The following is an 18,210-nucleotide window of genomic DNA, read 5'->3' as shown; positions in this document are numbered from 1 at the left end:
CTTTGCCCTGCTACAGTCTTTAGCCGAATATTAGGACGGAGACAGCACCAGTGCGTCATCGAAAGCGACATCCGCCGAGGTGGTTCGGAATCCGATTTTCCCCGCCGTCAGTTCCATGACCGGATTGGTCCACTGCGTCTTTAACGCGTCGTTCACATAACCTTTGACGGCATTGCCTTTCACTGAAGCCTTGATCGTGTACCATTGGTTGGTTTGTGCAGCGAAGGCCGTGCTGGATACGAGCGTCAGCTGCCCGTTCACGGATTTGTACAGCTCCAGCTTCTGGTTCGATAAATTGATGCGATACATATAGTAATTGTTCGCATCCTGCACCCTGAACAACAGACCGGCATTGGCATTCGCATCGGCGGCGGGCATTTTTACTTTGGCTTCATACGAATAATCCGTCCACGAATCGCCGGCGGTCATGATCGCGGTCGTCCAATTGTGCTGCTTCAGCACCTTCAAGCCGGCCGTGGACACGCTCCAGGAACCGGAAGAAGCGGTCCACCCCGCCGTATTTCCATCCTCAAAATCGTCGCTGAACCGAACGATCGGGGACACCTTCGCATCGTCGAAGTGAACGCCCGCCGAGGTTGTGCGGAATCCGATCCCCCCTGTCGTCAATTCCGTTACGGGATTGGTCCATTCCATTTTTAATTGTCCGTCGACATAACCGGAAATTTTGTTGCCCTGCACGACCGCCTTGACGGTATACCACTGCTTCTCGCGGGCCGTGAACGGCGCGCTTGCCGCAAGCGTCAATTGTCCGTTGACGGATTTGTGCAGCTCCAGCTTCTGATTGGACGAATTAATCCGATACATATAGTAGTTATTGGCGTCCTGCACCCGGAAAACAAGGCCCGCATTGGCATCGGTCATACCCATCCGCGTCTTGGCTTCGAACGCATAGTCCGCCCACGAGCCGCCGGCATTGGCGGTCATCAGCGACGTGGAGGTCTGGCTCCCGCTGGACAGCACGTTATTCGCGCCGACCGTCGGTACGTTCCAGCCGCCCGACACGGACGTCCAGCCCGCCGTATCTCCGTCTTCGAAATTGTCGCCGAACAGCTGCGCGGAATTGGCGAACACGACATCGTTCACATTGCTGCCGACGTTGATCTTCAAGTCGCTCAGGCTCTCGGCCAACTTGCCTTTCACGTATACATCCGAGAACGTGACGCCGTTTACCGTTCCGCCTTTTGTGGCATTCCCGGAAATTCGGGAGGGATCGCCGCCGAGCTGGCGGATATTTATATTTTTCACCTTGACGTTGCTGACATCGCCGGACGTGCTCGTAGACAGCCCCAGCCAATAGTTCCCGAACTGCGTAATCTCGACGCGTTCGATATCGATATTTTCAAACGTAATGTTTTGGGCATAGCCCTCCTGCGGAAGCGTGTTGTATTGGTAGCCGTGATCGACCAGCAGCGCCCGGGAGCTCTGATATACGTACGAATTTCGCACGGTCACTCCGATCTGGGGCTGGGCTACGCCCATGCCGACCTTAAAGGCCGCGCATCGGGTCCATGCCAGCGCGTCGTCAAAGACGACGTTTTCCAAATGCTCAAGCGCGCCCGGCCATCCGCTGGACATCCCCGTTTGCAGCCACGTCTTCGTCGAATACGTGTCGTCGTCCGAGATGGCGATCGCATGCTTCACGAGCACGTCCTGACTTTCGTTGATATCGATGACGTCATTCTCGATCTTGTACAGATCCTGGAATCCCTTCAGATTTTTAATGGTGACATGATCGGAACGAACGACCATGAACGACCAGAAGCCCGCGTCCCGCAAGGTCAAGCCGTCAAACGTAAAATTCGTCGTTGCGATCGGGACGAGCAGGTTGTTCAGGAGGCCTTCGTTTTTGTTCGGCGCCGGCATTTTCCGCTCCCGCATCGCGATGCCGTTGCCGTCGATCGTGCCCCGTCCCCGTACGGTAATATTGCTGGAGTTTACGGCGGTGCGAATAAAATACGTGCCGTCCGCATTGCGCGAATCCTTGCGGAAATCGATCGCGTAGTCTTCCCCCTTGCCCGTCCCGACGATGACGGCGCCGCCGGCCACATAGAAGGTCACATTGCTTTTTAACGTCAGATTGCCGCTCTTGTAGACGCCCGCCGGGACGAATACGATGCCGCCGCCGGCTTGATTGGCGTCGTCGATCGCCCGCTGGATCGCGCCCGACGCCATCGTGGCACCCGTCTTATCCGCATTGTACGGCGCCTGGGTGACATTGTAGATGCCGGCGCCCGAAGACGCCGGAATATCCGTCTCCAAAGGATCTGCCGCGATGACAAGCTTTTTCTTCAAATCATTGATTTTGACGATCGCATAGGTCGATTCGGACAGCGTAAAGGTCAGCTTGTTCCCGCTGGCCGTCCCCTCGATGTTTTTGGCCAACGGACTGATGGAGAAGGATGTAATCGGCACATTGGCGGTTACTTCGATCGTAACCGTGCCGGAAAAAGAAAATTGCGCGTAATCGTAATCGTCCTTGTAGCCGATGACGGGAATCGACTGGCTGTCCGCCTTTAACGAATATACGCCGGATGCGGCATAGATGGAGGGCATCGGGTAATTTTGAATCGTGGCCGGCGCGGCGGCGGCTTGCGCCGAAGCTGCCGGGGCAGCGTCCGCGCTCTCGTCCGCGGCGGCAACTTGGGGTAAAGCACCGGTGATCCAGAGGACAAGCACGACCAGAAAACCGACCGTTTTTCTCGAAATGATAGACATAAATACCTCCCATGGTCATGATTATGCTTCATAAGAAAGCGCTAACATTTCTTTTGAGAACAATCGCCTCCCGATGGCCCGCCCCCTTTGATCGAATATATCGCTGCAAACGGATTATAATCCTTGTCGCAGAACAAAGGAGAGCGGCCGACCCACTCTCCAGGGATACAGATTAACTGTTCGGCCGTCCTTTTGGACGCGGGAATTTGTGGAATTCGGGCCGTTGCTGCCGCGATCCGTCTATCCTTCGGCCATTTATCGACTTTTTTGTGATAAGATAAAGACTAACGAAATGCAATTGGAAACGGAGAAGTGCGGGTTAATTCCGAACCGTAGGGGGTAATTACCCTATGCTTATTTTTTCCCTGGCAGGAGAAAGGAGGTGTTGGTCGTGAAGCGCAACGAAGAAGACGTGCTTCTTCTCCAGGCTATGAAGGATACGCAGGACAAACGGATGTTTCAACGCTATCAGGCCGTTTTTATGTACAAGAACGGCTACTCGGTCAGAGATATTCAAGGGGTCTCCCAACTGAGCGAGAAGACGATATACACGTATATCCGCTCGTACGAGCAGTCCGGCCTTGAGGGATTGTCCATCGGAAGCTCGCCCGGAGCGCCTCGCAAGCTGACGGCAGAGCAAGAGGCCCGCCTGATCCAATTGGTCACGTCCAAACGGCCCGACGAACTGGAGCTTGCCGGGCAGACGAGATGGACGCTGAGGCTCGTGTCGGCTTTGATCGAGCGCGAGTTCAACCAAACGTACACGCCCAGAGGAACGTCAAGGCTGCTGCAGGACTTGGGACTCGTGTATTCGGACCCCAGAACGTCGCAGGCGCTCGGCGATAAAAAGAAAACCCGCCCTCACCGCACGATACGCATCCCGACGATTTTCCTCGTGCACAAGCCCGGGCCGGACAGCGACTCGCATCTGCGGTTCATCGAGAACACGCTGCAGTTGTATCCGACGGGGCGAATCGCGCTGATGCTCGATCCGGAGCAGTTGGCGGAGCCGAACGCCGAGGAAGGGCTGTATGACCTTATGTATTACCATCCCGTAGGCAGGCCGTGAACCGGGCATCGTCCGGCGCGCTGCCCCGGCACTCCAGAGGTTGTCCCCGGTCGGCTTCGCGACTGCGGGACAGCCTCTTACGCAATCGCCGGCCTTTAGGGGAGCCGGCCCGCGTCGAACAGCACTTCAAGCGATTCGACGCTGTCCCACGTTTTCTGAAGCATCTCGATCGATGCCGTGTCCACGGGAATCGCACTGCCCTGCTCGCTCTCCTTCGGCGCTTCGCCTTCAGGTTGGCTTCGCGTATAAAAAATGATATGGTCCGCTTCTTCTCCCTTCTCCAGGAAGATCGACTCGACCACGATGTTTTCGCTTCTCATCGTCTCGTACACAAACTCCATTTTGTTCACCTGCATGTCTTTGACGAAATCTATAAATTCCTGGGTCATCCCCGGCTTGATTTTTACTTTCAGACATTGGACTTCCACGTGAATCCCACCTCTCATCGTGAATGGCGAGCGCTTGAACGAGGTCAATCTGGTGTATTTAATTCTAAAATTAACCGTTCGTCTGCGTGATGAAACCGATGCCCTGCGCTTCGCGCCTTGCGACTGTCCAAACCTTCTTCTCCGATTCGATCGGTGTTCGTCGCTGTCAAGCGCCTGTGCCGCTATTTTTTATGAATCAATGTTTTACTTATTTACGCATGCTGATTTCCTTGTCATGAAGCTCTTTATTCATCCTATTGAGGTCGTTATAGAAAACCCCTTTAGTTCATCGGTTGAAGAAAAACAAACCATCCGCCTCGATGCTCGACCAGCGTTCAGCCCGCCTCCCGACCATGTCGGACTATCTGCAAGCAGTTGTCCGGCGAACGTTCCGAAGCCGCTCCATCAATCAGAAGCAAATCGATTGCGGCGGTGTGTGCCGCCTTGGCGCCCTTGCTCGGCCCTTCCCTACGGAGCCTTCCGATCGATTTTGCCGAAGCGCACAGAAAAAACGAAAACCGTGCCGGGTTCGCCGGACGGTTCTACGCGAATGTTTCCTTCCATCAGCTCGCACAACGTTTTGCAGATCGACAGGCCTAATCCGCTGCCGCCGTACTTGCGGGTAGTCGAGACGTTCGCCTGCGAGAAAGGCAAAAACAACCGGTCGATCTCGTCTGCGGCAATGCCCATGCCGGTATCCTTCACGACGAATTCGAGCGCGATCCGTTCTTCCGTTTCCTCCAGCAGGCTCACCTTTACGTCGACGCCGCCTTTTTCCGTAAACTTTATCGAATTGCCGATCAGATTGGCGAGAATCTGCTGCAGGCGAAATCGGTCGCCCCGCACAAATTCAGGAACGCCGGGCTCGACGGCAAACGTGTAGGAGAGTCGTTTTTCGCGCATTTGGGACATGAATAGCTTCCCGGCTCCATCCAGACAGTCCTCCAGCAAAAAGAGCTCCTGCTCCAACTCCATCCGGCCAGCCTCGATTCGGGACAAATCGAGCACGTCGTTGACGATTTTCAGGAGTGCATGACCGTTATCGGACACGATCTCTGCCATTTCCGATTGTTCGGATGTCAGACCGGAGTCCTTCAGCAGATCCATCATGCCGATAATGCCGTTCAATGGCGTGCGGATCTCGGGGCTCATAAACGTCAAAAATTCCATTCTCGCCCTGGCGATGCGCTCGGCCTCTTCCTTCGCTTCGAGCCATTCACGCTCAGACTGCTTGCGGCGCGCGATATCGCGCACGGTACAAGCCAGCAGCCCGGGAATGCCGGCGGAGATGCTCCAGTGGACCTCGGCGGGGAAGGACGTGCCGTCCTTGCGACGCGGCTCCATTTCCAACAGCTTGCCGAACGGAAGATCCGATCGTACGTCCATCGAAATGGCGGAGGGAAAAAGCAGCGAGATATGAAGGCCGATTAATTCACCTTTGTCGTACCCGAACATGCCTGCGGCAGCGCGATTCGCTTCCAAAATGACGCCTGACGCATCAAGCACCAGCATCGCATCGATGGAGGCGTCCATCACGACGCGAGCGTGCACCTCTTCCTGCGCAAGCTGCCGGTTCGTGTTTGCGGGCTCGGGGGCTTGCTGGCTTAATGCTGTCCGGTCGCGGCAGAGACTGACCAGTTCCTTGATCTTGGCCTTGAATATATACGGAATGAGCGGCATGCTCAAATAGTCTATCGCGCCGACGGCATAGCCTGCCGCCAACTGATCGGCATCCGCGTCGGATTCGGATATAAAAATGACTGGAATCGATTTGAAGCAGCTATAGGATTTGATAAAGCCCGCCGTCTCGAATCCGCTCATGCCGGACAGGTGAACGCCGATCAGGATGACGGCGATCTCCTCGCGCAGCAAACAGCGTACCGCTTCGGACCCGGAGCATGCGCGGACGAAACGGTACGGTTCTCCGTCGAGAGCGGCTTCGATCGCAAGCGAATGCGCCGAATTGTCGCCAACGACGAGGATGTTAGCGGAGTAGCCCTGTTCCACCTATTCGCCTCCCCTGTTGTGTAATCGTTATTCGCATGCGCTTGGATGCCGCTCGCAGTCATCCTCGAATCGGCATACGGTTTAATCGAGATCGGGGCGGAACCCCCGGTGTAATTGTAGAATTAATTCCCATTTTCATATTATACGGGGTTCATAATGCAGGTTCAATGCGATATTTAAATTAGTCACAAAAGAATTTGTAATTAATATTTACCTATGTCAATAAAATGAATGATGAGTGGTATCCTATTTCCCGAGACAATCCCCGGTTTAGACGCAAAAATGCCTCGATCCATGCTGATCGACGCCGAATTGCGAGCTTAGTTGCCCTATACTATGTAACAAAAGACCGCTCTCTCTTTACTTTGACAATGCCGGAATTTTCACGGTCACGGTCGTCCCATGATCGATCCGGCTGTCAATTGTGATCCCGTACCTCTCTCCAAAAAGCAGCCGGAGCCTATTGTGAATATTGGTCAGTCCAATGCTTTGCGACGATTGGACGGCTAACGCGCGTTCCGGATACTCCGTGTCCAGCTTGGCCTGCACGGCGGCCAGTTGCTCCGGCTCCATTCCTTTCCCGGTATCCCTAATACAAAAGCACACATCTCCCTGCGCATCCATGCGCCCGGCAACCTCAAGCCGCCCCCCTTGATCCATCCGTTCAAGCCCATGATAGACTGCATTCTCGACAATAGGTTGAAGAATCATTTTGGGGGTACTCATCTCGAGCAGATCCTCTTCGACATCGATGTTCATGTCGAATTTATATGCGTAACGAATAGAGATAATCTTCATATAGGCCTGAATACAGTCTACTTCTTCCTTGATCTGTACAAGCTCATCTTGTTGGATGCTGTACCTGAAAATTTTGGACATAGATGACGTTATTTGCGCAATTTCCCTGCTTCCGTAATCCAATCCGATGCTGCTGATGCAATTCAGCGTATTGTACAGGAAATGCGGGTTGATCTGGCTCTGCAGGGCGGAAAACTCCGCTTGCTTCTGACTGAGCTCGGATTTGTACAATCTCGCTTGGGTATTAAACATATCTCGGGTCATTTCCTCCATCTCATCCATCATCCGATTGATGTCTTGGGCAAGCGACCCTACTTCATTGGTAGACCGGACTTTAATCCGGAAGCTCCTGTCCCTTCCCCCTACCCGTTTCATATCCAAAACAAGCCCCATCACCGGTTTCATCAGGCTATTCATAAAGAAAATGCCCATGATGATCAAAATGAAAATCATGCCGATCCCCACAATCACGCTGACTTTTCTCATAGGGCTCATGTCGGAAGTCAATTCATGAACCGGTATCATACTCACGATCCGCCACCCGTCCGCCTGCTCCAAACCTTTGACCTGAACGAGAATTTGTTCTCCGTCGATGGTTGCTTTCACTCCGTTAAGCAGGTTGTCCTTATCCATAGACAATACATCCTTGAACAACGTGCCGCGAGCTTTCGCATTCGTGGAAGCAATGACCTCATCCTGGCTGTCCAGAATGTACAACGTGGAGTGCGGCGTCAATTCTGTATTTTCAACAAGCCCACGCAGCTTGTCCATATTGACCATGATGGTGAAGTAACCCGTTATTTCGGAGAAATGGATTCCCCCTAACGATTCGATAATCGGTTCAATATAAAAAAACTGTGCCGATCCCGTGTTATCGTCTTTTAACGTCGTGGTGAATTGACCCTTTTCCCGAAGCGAAGCGTCCTTCTTATACGTTTGGATGAAGCTGTCATAACGTTTGAGAAAGAAAATATCTCCGCTCGAGGAATTCAGACTGTAAAGCTTCTTCCCGCGGACGTCATCAATGACGATTCCGCTCACATACGAATTAAAGGATCTCATATAATCCATGAGATCCAGTGCATAATTACCGCTATCAAACGCTCTCTTGTAATCGTCATCCACTACGGTATATTCCTGAATCAGTTTGCTGTTGACCGCAATGCCGGTGCTGACCCGGATATCATTAAAGACGGTATCGATCTTGCTTCGCGTTTGCTCAATCATTTGGTTCCCGAAGTTGGCAGCCCTATTCTGGGTGAGATGAGAAAAGCTATAAAAGAAATACAACACCATAGCTGTAAATATAACGATCGCGAAAAAAAAGATAAGCCATATCTGATGTTTTAATTTCAGCCTGCTGGTCTTCATCTCTGCCGCTCCGTTCATCGTTAATTGCTTTTTCTGAATTTTGAAGGGGTGATCCCGCAATGCTTCTTGAAAACTTTATTGAAATAGTAATATTCCACATACCCGGTCTGAACGGCGATCTCCTCAATGGATAAGTCGGTTTTCTTCAATAGCTCACGGGCTTTCTTGATTCGGAGCTCCGACACATATTCGGAGAAGGTTTTGCCGAGTTTTTTCTTGAACAATTGACAGCAATACACTTGATTAATGTAGAACTGGGCGGATAAATCTTTCAAATACAATTTCTGTTCATAGTGACCGTCGATATAGGCTACCATCTTGTTGAAGTGAGACACGATGTCTCCTTCGTGCAAAGAGCGGTTGGTCCCTTGCCTGATCGAAGCGAGGACGTCATGCAAAAAGCTGCACAACGATTCGAAGTGTTCGAATCGTTCCTTAATCTCGGCATAATTAAGGAAATCCAGCTCCATATCTTTCAATTGCTCCGCATAAGCGTTGATCAGGACCCCGACGGCCTGATTCCATAAGTAAACAACTTCGCTCATGCCAAGCCGCCGATCCTTGAAGTAAGTCTGCAGACCTTTGATGTACGCATCCATATCGCCAAGTTGATACCCTTGTATAATCCGGTACATCTCATCGATACATGGTTTCACCAATTGAACCTTCGGCTCGTAATGAACGACTTTTGCGCCTTCGTCCAAAAAAGCTTGGGAAGCGGACAGATCCGCTTCTTTAATCAGCTTGCTCATATGCGTGAGCTGGCTGGAAACGCTGCTGATGCCAACGGTATTCATGCCAGTATTTTTCAGAATCAATTCATCCCATACCAAACAAGCTTTATGTTCCGTCATCAGAACAATCAACTTTTTATTCGTTCCGGCTTCAACTTCCATCGCCGTAACAGGCTTTCCTTCCAAAGAGAGCAGCTTTCTGAAATCCAGATGATCGCCTTTGAAATCGATGGAAAGCACCTGGTAGTAACATTCATCCGCACCCTCGGGAAGCGGCAGATAACGTTTGATCTCTTCCGTATTGGGGGAGGTAAGCGCATCCAGAAGAAGTTGATTGCGTGCCGCACATCTTTTGGAGAAATGCAGGGCAAGCTCCGCAATAAACGAATCGGCCATATCTACGTCCAGCGGCTTCAGGAAATAATTAAGCGCGCCGTAGCGCAGCGCTTCCTGAGCGTATTTAAATTCCGCATATCCGCTAACGACGACAAACTCGGTGTCCAATTCATGCGCTTTGGCTCTCTGCATAAGATCGAGTCCGGAAATGTCCGGCATCCGGATATCCGTAAGTACCAAGTCAGGTTTTTCTGTCAGGATCGCATCCCACGCCTTATAAGCGCTTGTAAATTGGCCTATAATTTCAAAACCGTTTTTCTCCCAGTCAAAGGCGTTGCGGATTCCTCGAATTGCCCACGACTCATCATCTACAATCATGACCTTGTGCATGGGTATCCCCCTGAACCTATAAATTTCTATCGAATGATAGCAGAGCTTCCCGGCAATCGCAATTCAAAATACGGATAAACCACGATGTACAATGGTTTATCCGTATGTGATGACTTACTTGCTGCTCTCTTTAATTTCTCTGTAATGCTTGATGTTCTCCTCTTGAACGGCTTTACCGCCAGCGTCCATATATTCTTTTACCAGCTTGTCATACAAGGTATCAAATTCTGCCGGCTTGGCAACGATCAGCCTATCCATCATTTGCTTGTTCATATCATCCAGCGTTTTGCCGTATTTGATGCTGGCTTCGTTCGGAACCCCATAGTAGAAGGCGGTAAAGCCGTCTGTCGTATTGATTCTGTATGAATCGACAGCCATTTTCTCATAGGTCTTATCTCCGGCCGCCAAGGCTGCTGCGTACGTTTTGACAATCTTTTCGATGTCGCCCAGCTCCGCGCCGTTTACAATCGGCGTATAATCCAGATTGAGATTGCTCATCTGCATATTTTCGCCGGTTTGCACAATCCCCTGCGGGATGCCATCCACCATGGTGTGGTTGACGCCTTCTTCGCCGAACTGCAGGAAGAACAACACTTCCGGATCGGCCATCCAGTTCAGATACTTCATAGCCAGCTCCGCATGTTTGCTGCTTTTCGGAATGAACGAGAAAATTCCGTTCTCATTATACGTCTCTTTTATATATTTCCCATCCGCGTTCTTGAAGGTATCGATCGGAATATAGTTCGCATCCGGCGCATTTTGTTTCAGCGGCTCGCGAATTTTTTGCGACAACGGATAATCCCAGTTGGCTCCAAAGAAGCCTACCTTTCCGTTCGTTACGTCGGCATCCGCTTGCTTAGCCGTTTTGTCTAAGGCGAAGTCGGGACTGATCAGTTTTTCCGCGTACAGCTTGTTCAGCCATTTATACGCGTCCTTGTTGCCGGGCTTCAGCCAGTTGGGGGTGGTAACGAATTGTTCCTCCGACATGGGGCCCCAGAAGGATGGAACCAGATTGCCAAACGTGTAGTTCATGCCGGCTGCCGCTGTCGCCCAAGGAATTAGACCATTTACATTTCCAGGGTTTTTATCGCGGAAGGCAACAAGCGTATGATACAATTCGTCCTTATTCGTCGGAACGGGCAGTCCCAGCTTATCGAGCCAATCTTTGCGGATAAACAATCCGTTCCAGGCAAGCAAAGTCCGCTTCGCCGGAATGGAGACTTGTTTGCCCTCATATTTCCCGTAGTCGAGAACGATATCGCCAAGATAAGATTTTAATTGCTGGCCATGCTTCTCGATCAATTCGTCCAGCGTATATAGACCCTTGTTTTTGGCAAAACGGGTTACGGTTGTACCGTCATAAGTGAAGGAAATATCCGGCGCTTCGTTGGCAGCCATCAACACATTAAGCTTGTCGACTTCCTGGGAACGAGGTACCGGAACATATTTTACAATGGCATGATTAGGCTTGCCGAATTTCTCGTTGACGTACTTGGTCCACGTATTGTTATTCAAGTCCGGCTGTCCCTGAATACCTCTGTCGAACACTTCTACAGTCAAGGTTTCTACCGGACCGGAAGCTGCTTCTGCTGCCGGAGATCCGCCGCTTGATGCCGCTGTTTCATTATTGCCGTTATTTCCACCGCAACCTGCCATAACGCCGACCAGTAACGCTGTACTAAGCAGAAAACCTGCTCTTTTCTTTGTGCCCGTACGCACTTGAAACCACCCTTTCAAATGATAGCTATCGAAATGATTCATACCGCAAATCCTCTTTACATCCATCAGCCCAGCCTCGGAATCACCCCTTTCAATCGGGTTTTGTCCTGATCAGCCCTTAATAGCTCCCGTCATCACGCCGTCTACGAAATACTTCTGCAGCTTGGGATAGATGAGCAGAATGGGGATGGTTGTAAACATAACGCTGGCCGCCTTCAGCGACTCCGGCACAATAAAGGAACCGGCGCTGCCTTCTCCGCCATGTTGGCTGTCCAGCTGCTGATTGGCCGAAATGATCTGGTACAGCTTCATCTGCATCGGATACAGATGTTTGTCTGTAATGTAGAACAGCGCATCCTGGAATCCGTTCCATCTGTCCACCGCATAAAATAGGCTCAATGTGGCGATAGAGGGCAGCGACAGCGGAAGCACAATTTTCATCAGAATGCCCATATCCGTGCAGCCGTCAATAGCGGCCGATTCTTCCAGACTTTCCGGGAGGCTGGTGAAGAACGTCTTCAGAATGATCAAGTTAAACACACTCATGGCGCCCGGCAACACCAAACTCCATACCGTATTCATCATCCCCAGGTTTTTAACCAGCATATAAGAAGGAATCAAACCGCCGCTGAAATACATCGTGAAGACGAGCGCGGACAAAATAAAGCTTCTTCCCATCAGCCTTTTTTTCGTTAATGGATACGCGCCGCAAATGGTCAGGAACATACACACCACGGTGTAGAATACCGTAAGCAGAATACTGTAACCAAGCGTATACAGCATTTCCACGTCGCTTAAGATCGTTTTGTACGTTTCCAGCGTGAAGCCTACTGGCCACAGCCCTACTTTTTGAGAAATAATCGCTTCGTTGGAGCTTAAGGAAAGCGCAATCATATAGAGGAACGGAACGATACATGTGAACGATAATGCCACGATAAACACGATAATGACCCTATCCGCCACGCTCATTTTTTTCTTGTTGCCCAAGCTGCTCGCCTTGTTCACCATATCCCGTCCTCACCCAATCTCTTCGCGATATAGTTAGCGCCGATCAGCAGGATCAGGCCGACGACGGATTGGAACAAGCCTACCGCTGTTGCCTGGGAGAAATCCCCCGAACTAATGCCAACTCTGTATACGAATGTACTGATAACGTCGGAATAGTCGCTCACCAATGAATTGCCCATGACAAACGGTCGATCGAAACCGATGGACACCATCCTGCCAATCTGGAGAATCAGCAAAATATTAATCGTGGACTTAATGCCGGGCAATGTAATATGCCATACTTTGCGAAGTCTGCTGCAGCCGTCCATATCGGAGGCTTCGTACAATTCTTTATTAATTCCCGTCATAGCGGCCAGATAGATGATCGTCCCCCAGCCGATTTGCTGCCATACGCCAACGGAGATATACGTCATTAGCCAAGGTATCTTCTGCGACAGAAACTCGATTTTTGCAAGGCCGAGGTTGGCCAGGAACGTGTTGACCATGCCGCTGTTGGAGAACATCAGATAGACCATACCGCCAATAATCACCCAGGACAAAAAGTGAGGCAGGTATAACACGGTTTGCGAAAATTTCTTGAATTTTGCCACTCTCACTTCATTGAGCAGGATCGCCAGAATAATAGGCGCCGGGAAGCCCGCGATCAAGTCATAAACATTCAGAAGCAGCGTATTCTTAAGCGCACGGTAGAAGCTGTCCTGCTGGAAGATGAACTGGAACACGTCCATCCCAACCCACTCGCTCCCCTTAATGCCCGCAAACATGTTGTAATCCTGAAACGCCATAACGACGCCGTATATCGGGGCATATCTGAAGATCAGGATATAGGCAAAGGGCAGCAGCAAGAGCGCGTATAACCATTTGTCTCTTTTGACGTTGTGAAGAAATTTGTTTTTCTTCTTTGCTGAAGCGTAGCCTTGTTCTAAAACCGCTTTCACTATTCTCATCCCTCCGGCTGTATAAAGGAGCTCTTGTATTTTCATTATAGCTGCCGGGGAAATTATAAAAATGTAATCGCTTTAATGAATTTGGTAATCACTTAAAATCGTCATGTATGCTGTGCCTTAGTGGTCGTCAACATCGTCATGGAAGAAGAGGCGGTTCGTACCGAGACTGGACGGGCTCACTGATCCGATCTTTGGCTGTGCGCGAAAATGGAAAAGGCAGAGGGGGCGCCCCTCTGCCTTTTAATCGCCTTGACCGCCCGGCGTCGCCGTACTCTGCCGAACGATGAGCCTGGGCTCGAGCGGCGTGAGCTTCCTCGCTGCTGCGCCTCCCATCAGCTCGCGGAGCACGCGCACGGCGGTTCGCCCGAGCTCCCCCGCCTGCTGCGACACCGTCGTCAGCTCGGGGATGACGTGGCGCGCCAGCAAAATGTCGTCAAAGCCGACGACGGACATGTCCGCCGGCACGTTCAGTCCATGCTCGGCCGCCGTCTTGATCGCGCCAATCGCGGTGAAGTCGTTCACGCAGCATACCGCCGTGGGCAAATCGCGAAGCGACAGCAGCCGATTCATCTGCTCGCGGCCGGCATCGGCGGAGAAGCCGCCGGGAATCGTCCAGGCGTCGTGCACGGCCAGCCCCGCTTCCTTCATGGTCCGGCGGAAGGCACGAACCTTCACCGCCGTCGTCGACATGTGCCGGGCGCCACCTAGAAATCCGATGCGCGTATGCCCGAGCCCGATCAGATGGCGCACGGCCAGCGTCGTGCCTGCAGCCTCGTCCGTGGCGACGCGGGTCAAGCCGGCATCCTTGACGTCGCCGTTCAACAGTACGAGCGGAATGCTGCGCGCATGCTCGGCGAGCTCACGGGCGAGCGCAGGATCGCAGACTCTGAGATTCACGCGGCCGCCCATGAACAGGATGCCGTCCACCCGTTTTTCCCGCATCAAGTTGAGAAAATGCGATTCCTTGCCGTAATCCCCAAGCGTGTTGCAAAGAAAAAAGGTATGTCCGGACGCAAGTCCCTCCTGCTCGATCCCGGAAAATACCTCGGGGAAAAACGGATTTGTGATATCGGGCAATATAACGCCGATGATGCCCGTCTCTTTTTTCGTCAGACTGCGCGCCACGGCGTTGGGCTGGTATTGATGCTTGTGCATGATCGCCTCGATCTTCGCGCGCGTCGTCCGGCTGACGGGTGCCGAACCGTTCAAGACGCGGGACACGGTCGCCACGGACACCTGGGCTTCTTCGGCGATATCGTACACCGTCACTTGCTGCTTCATTGAACCTTTCCTTTCCTCCGGCAAATCTTCGCGCACGGTTCTACGCAGCTCCTCTTCGGATCATTCCTTTTGGCGGAAGGCCGTTACCGTCTCTCCCGTAACCTCCTTGAACACTTTGCAAAAATAAGAAGCGTCGTGATAGCCCACCTTGCTGGCAACCTCATACACCTTCAGCTGCATATCCCGCAGCAGGCGCTTCGCTACCTCCATGCGGACCCGATTCACATATTCGGTCACGCGCAGCCCGGTCTCGCTGCGGAACAGATTGGACAAATAATTCGCGCTGAAGCCCAATTGACCTGACAGGCCGGCGACGGAAATGTCCTCCGCGTAGTGACTTCGGATATACGCGATCGCCTGCCGAATCTCTTTGCGGTTGGCCGGCACCGCCTCGGACTCGGGGAATCGTTCGCGGCAGAACGCGGCGAAATCCGCCTCCATGCGCCGGATCGGATCGAGCCGGTCAATGCTGCCCGAGAGCACGGACCACCAGTCCGGCACGGCATGCGCGGCCGGATCGGCATGGTGATAGAGCGAAGCGTACAGGTCGACGAGCTGCCGCTGAAGTACCACCTTCGCGGGCTTCGCGCGGGACAGCAGATCGAATTGGCAGGCCGCGGCAGCCGCCATGTCCTCGCCCGAGCCTGACCGCACCGCGGCTTGCCAGCGCCGGGCCGCCTCCTCCGCCTCCGCTGCTTGATTCGCGGGGGCCGGCGGCTTCGGCTCCGCTTCGAATAAGCGGCCCCAGCCTTCGTACACGGCAAGGAACAGCGCCCGCTCCGCTTCCTCGTACGCCTCGCGAAGTCCGTACAGACCGGCGCTGCCCCGACCCGCGGCGATCGCGGCCGCCCTCGAGCAGCGATCTTCGCCCTGACCGAGCCAGCGTCCCGCCAGCTCCCTCGCCGCCCGGCCGCTCCCGCAGCCTCGCGCGCCGTCATCGGGCACGCCTGCCACGAGCGCCAGCCTGCCGGATCGAATCGGGATCGCAAGCGTCCTTCCGCATTCGAGCTCGGTAGCCCCGTCCTGGGCTGCCTGCTGGATCCTATCGCCGTCCATCTCCCCGCATTCCCGCGACGCCAGAAGGATGAGCCTGTAGTCGCCCGCGGGCAGCAGTTCGGCCAAGCCGTCATCCGCAGCGGGATGGGCATTCGCTTCTCCTGTCATCCACTGCTTCAGACGTGCGGCCTGCGCTTCCGACCGGTTCGACCGCTCCTTTTTCCTGCTGCTCCGGAGCCTGCTCAGCTTCTCTTTGACCTGGCCCAACATCGCGACCATCGTATCCGGCTCCATCTCCTGCTTGAGCAAGTAGTCATCGGCGCCGAGCTTCAGCGAATCCTTCACGAATTGAAAATCGTCGTAGGCGCTGAGCATGACGATCACCGTGTCCTCGCCTCTTTCGTTAACGGCCTTCACTAAGTCGATGCCGTTCATCTCCGGCATGCTGACGTCGGTCAGAATCAGATCAAACCGCTGCTCCGCCATCTTCTCCAGCGCTTGCTTGCCGTTGACCGCCTCCGCCGCGATCCTGAAGCCGCTGCGCTCCCAATCGATCAGCGTCCGTATCGCGTGCCGATAGACGGCGTTGTCTTCTACGATCATCGTTTGGTAACGGCTCAAACAGCATCCTCCTCCCGCCGGTAGGGCAATGTCAGATAGATCGTCGTGCCGCGGCCGGACGCCGTGTCGAACGACAACCCGTATCGCTCGCCGCACAGCGTGCGGATGCGCTCGTGCACATGGCGGACGCCGATGCCGTTGAGGCCCGGGTATCGCCGCTCCCTGTCCGCTAAGAGCAAGGTCGCCGCGTAGTCCGGCTCCATGCCGATGCCGTTGTCCGCGACCGCGATCCGCAGATCCGGTCCGACACGCTCCGCGGCGATGCGGATGCGTCCGGCGCCCTTCGATATTTCAAGTCCGTGCATGATGGCGTTCTCCACCAGCGGCTGCAGAATGAAACCGGGCACGAGCGCGTCCAGCAGGGCGCCGCCCACGTCATAGCGGATCTCGAACGCATCGCCAAGCCCGATCTTCTGCAGATGCACGTAATCCCGTACGTTGGCCAGCTCCATCTCAAGACGCTCCAGTCCGCCGGAATGGCGGATCGACGACTTCAAGAGCCCGGTCAGCGCGCTCACCATCGACTCGATCTCCTCCTGGCCCCGGCTGCGGGCGAACCAGCGGATCGTCCCGAGCGCGTTGTACAGAAAATGCGGGTTGATCCTGGACAGCAGTACCGTGTATTCAGCCCGCTGCGTGGCGAGCCGCTCCTCGGACACGCGCACGACCAGCTCGTTGATCCGCGACACCATCATATTGAATCTCACGGCGAGCATGCCGATCTCGTCTCGCCCGGCGGGCTTCGCCTTGACGCTCAGATCGCCGTCCTCTACCTTCCTCATCGTGCGCTCCAGCTGCTTGATGTCTCTCGTCGTGCCTGCGGAAAACCAGAACGCGACCGCCATCGCGATAAAAATGAACAATACGCATATAAAGACGATGATCGTTTCCAGAATGCGCGTCCCCTCCAGAAGCCGGGAGAGCGGGATGAAGCACAGGACGCTCCATCCGGTGTCCGAGGATTGAAACCGCATGAGCAGCGACTGCATGCCGCCGATCCTGACCGTTTGCCCATCCGCAAACCCGTAGCGCAAACCCTGGTCCGGCACCCGCAGCGCCTCGGATTCCACGTCCGGGCTGCCCTTGTAGAGCGGGTCCCCGTTTTCGTTCAGAATGAACAGATTGTCCGCCTGGATGATGGAGCCGTCGGAGAGCAGACTTTTGAAGTAGGCTTTGTCGAGATGGAATACGATGACGCCGAAACTTCGGTTGATCTGGTTGATGTCGAGATAATATCGGGAGAGCGCCACTTCGTCCGTTCCGTGCAGCGAAGCGGACCAATAAATGCCCGTCCCGGCATCCGCAAGCTTCATTCGCGCGGATTCGGCGATCGCCCTCGCGTTCCGCTCGTTCAGGTCTCCGGCGGCGGCCGATCGCTGCCACCAATACAGCCGCCCTTGCTCGTTCATGATCGTAATGGAATTGATAAAAGGATTGTTGTTGCCGTATTGATAGAGCAATCCGGCGACGCGGTTGAAGTCGAGCGCGTACCGGTCCTCTCCGGCCTGCGCTTCCTGCTCCGACACGATATGCGTGAGCAGCTTGTCGTTCAAGAGAAACAGCGTCGAGGAGACGAAGTCCTTCACGTGGTTATCCACGTTTTTGGAATATTGGTCGATCACGTGTCTGCTTAGCTCCCGCGTATTCGCTTCGATAAAGTAGCGCGAGGCAAGCGTGGCCGCGGTGCCGATCGACAGCGCCAGCATCAGGATGATGACCATATTGGAGAGCAGAATCTTCCTGCGAATGCGCATATCGCGCAACCGCCT

At 53.7% G+C, this 18,210-nt stretch carries 12 protein-coding genes; 1 reads left to right on the top strand and 11 read right to left on the bottom strand.

Annotated features, from left to right (window positions below):
* Window positions 1-30: 30 nt before the first annotated feature.
* Complete coding sequence (locus tag KVT38_RS03935) at window positions 31-2,736, bottom strand: 3-keto-alpha-glucoside-1,2-lyase-like domain-containing protein (protein WP_217592383.1); 2,706 nt, start codon at window positions 2,734-2,736, stop codon at window positions 31-33.
* Window positions 2,737-3,127: 391 nt separating this feature from the next.
* Here KVT38_RS03935 and KVT38_RS03930 point away from each other — a divergent pair, with 391 nt between their 5' ends.
* A complete protein-coding gene (locus KVT38_RS03930) occupies window positions 3,128-3,805 on the top strand; it encodes a helix-turn-helix domain-containing protein (RefSeq protein ID WP_217592382.1) in 678 nt (225 codons plus the stop codon).
* 95 nt (window positions 3,806-3,900) lie between these two features.
* On the opposite strand, the gene KVT38_RS03925 is transcribed toward KVT38_RS03930, so the two are convergent.
* From KVT38_RS03925 to KVT38_RS03880, 10 genes are all read right to left on the bottom strand, one after another.
* Entirely contained in the window at window positions 3,901-4,233 is a 333-nt protein-coding gene (locus KVT38_RS03925; protein WP_217592381.1) for a DUF6176 family protein, read from the bottom strand.
* Between the two features lie 468 nt (window positions 4,234-4,701).
* Complete coding sequence (locus tag KVT38_RS35520; RefSeq protein ID WP_217592380.1) at window positions 4,702-6,240, bottom strand: ATP-binding response regulator; 1,539 nt, start codon at window positions 6,238-6,240, stop codon at window positions 4,702-4,704.
* A gap of 360 nt (window positions 6,241-6,600) precedes the next feature.
* A complete protein-coding gene (locus KVT38_RS03915) occupies window positions 6,601-8,409 on the bottom strand; it encodes a cache domain-containing sensor histidine kinase (RefSeq protein ID WP_217592379.1) in 1,809 nt (602 codons plus the stop codon).
* Between the two features lie 20 nt (window positions 8,410-8,429).
* Complete coding sequence (locus tag KVT38_RS03910; protein ID WP_217592378.1) at window positions 8,430-9,869, bottom strand: response regulator transcription factor; 1,440 nt, start codon at window positions 9,867-9,869, stop codon at window positions 8,430-8,432.
* A gap of 114 nt (window positions 9,870-9,983) precedes the next feature.
* Window positions 9,984-11,630, bottom strand: coding sequence for an extracellular solute-binding protein (locus KVT38_RS03905; protein WP_254638959.1), 1,647 nt, complete (start codon window positions 11,628-11,630; stop codon window positions 9,984-9,986).
* A 69-nt stretch (window positions 11,631-11,699) separates the two neighbouring features.
* Entirely contained in the window at window positions 11,700-12,596 is an 897-nt protein-coding gene (locus tag KVT38_RS03900; protein ID WP_217592377.1) for a carbohydrate ABC transporter permease, read from the bottom strand.
* Window positions 12,590-13,534 carry an ABC transporter permease gene (locus KVT38_RS03895; RefSeq protein WP_217592376.1) on the bottom strand — a complete coding sequence of 315 codons (945 nt, stop codon included), beginning with the start codon at window positions 13,532-13,534 and terminating at the stop codon, window positions 12,590-12,592. Before KVT38_RS03895 ends, KVT38_RS03900 begins: the two co-directional genes overlap by 7 nt.
* Before the next feature lie 249 nt (window positions 13,535-13,783).
* Window positions 13,784-14,824, bottom strand: a complete 1,041-nt coding sequence (locus KVT38_RS03890) for a LacI family DNA-binding transcriptional regulator (protein WP_217592375.1) — start codon at window positions 14,822-14,824, stop codon at window positions 13,784-13,786.
* A gap of 60 nt (window positions 14,825-14,884) precedes the next feature.
* Window positions 14,885-16,441, bottom strand: coding sequence for a response regulator (locus KVT38_RS03885; RefSeq protein WP_217592374.1), 1,557 nt, complete (start codon window positions 16,439-16,441; stop codon window positions 14,885-14,887).
* Window positions 16,438-18,195 carry a cache domain-containing sensor histidine kinase gene (locus tag KVT38_RS03880; protein WP_217592373.1) on the bottom strand — a complete coding sequence of 586 codons (1,758 nt, stop codon included), beginning with the start codon at window positions 18,193-18,195 and terminating at the stop codon, window positions 16,438-16,440. Before KVT38_RS03880 ends, KVT38_RS03885 begins: the two co-directional genes overlap by 4 nt.
* Window positions 18,196-18,210 lie beyond the last annotated feature (15 nt).

Origin of the sequence: Cohnella sp. GbtcB17 (assembly GCF_019091135.1) — a bacterium.
Lineage (GTDB): Bacteria > Bacillota > Bacilli > Paenibacillales > Paenibacillaceae > Cohnella.
The sequence above is the reverse complement of the archived record's forward strand: the minus strand, read 5'-3'. Positions and strand labels throughout refer to the sequence as shown.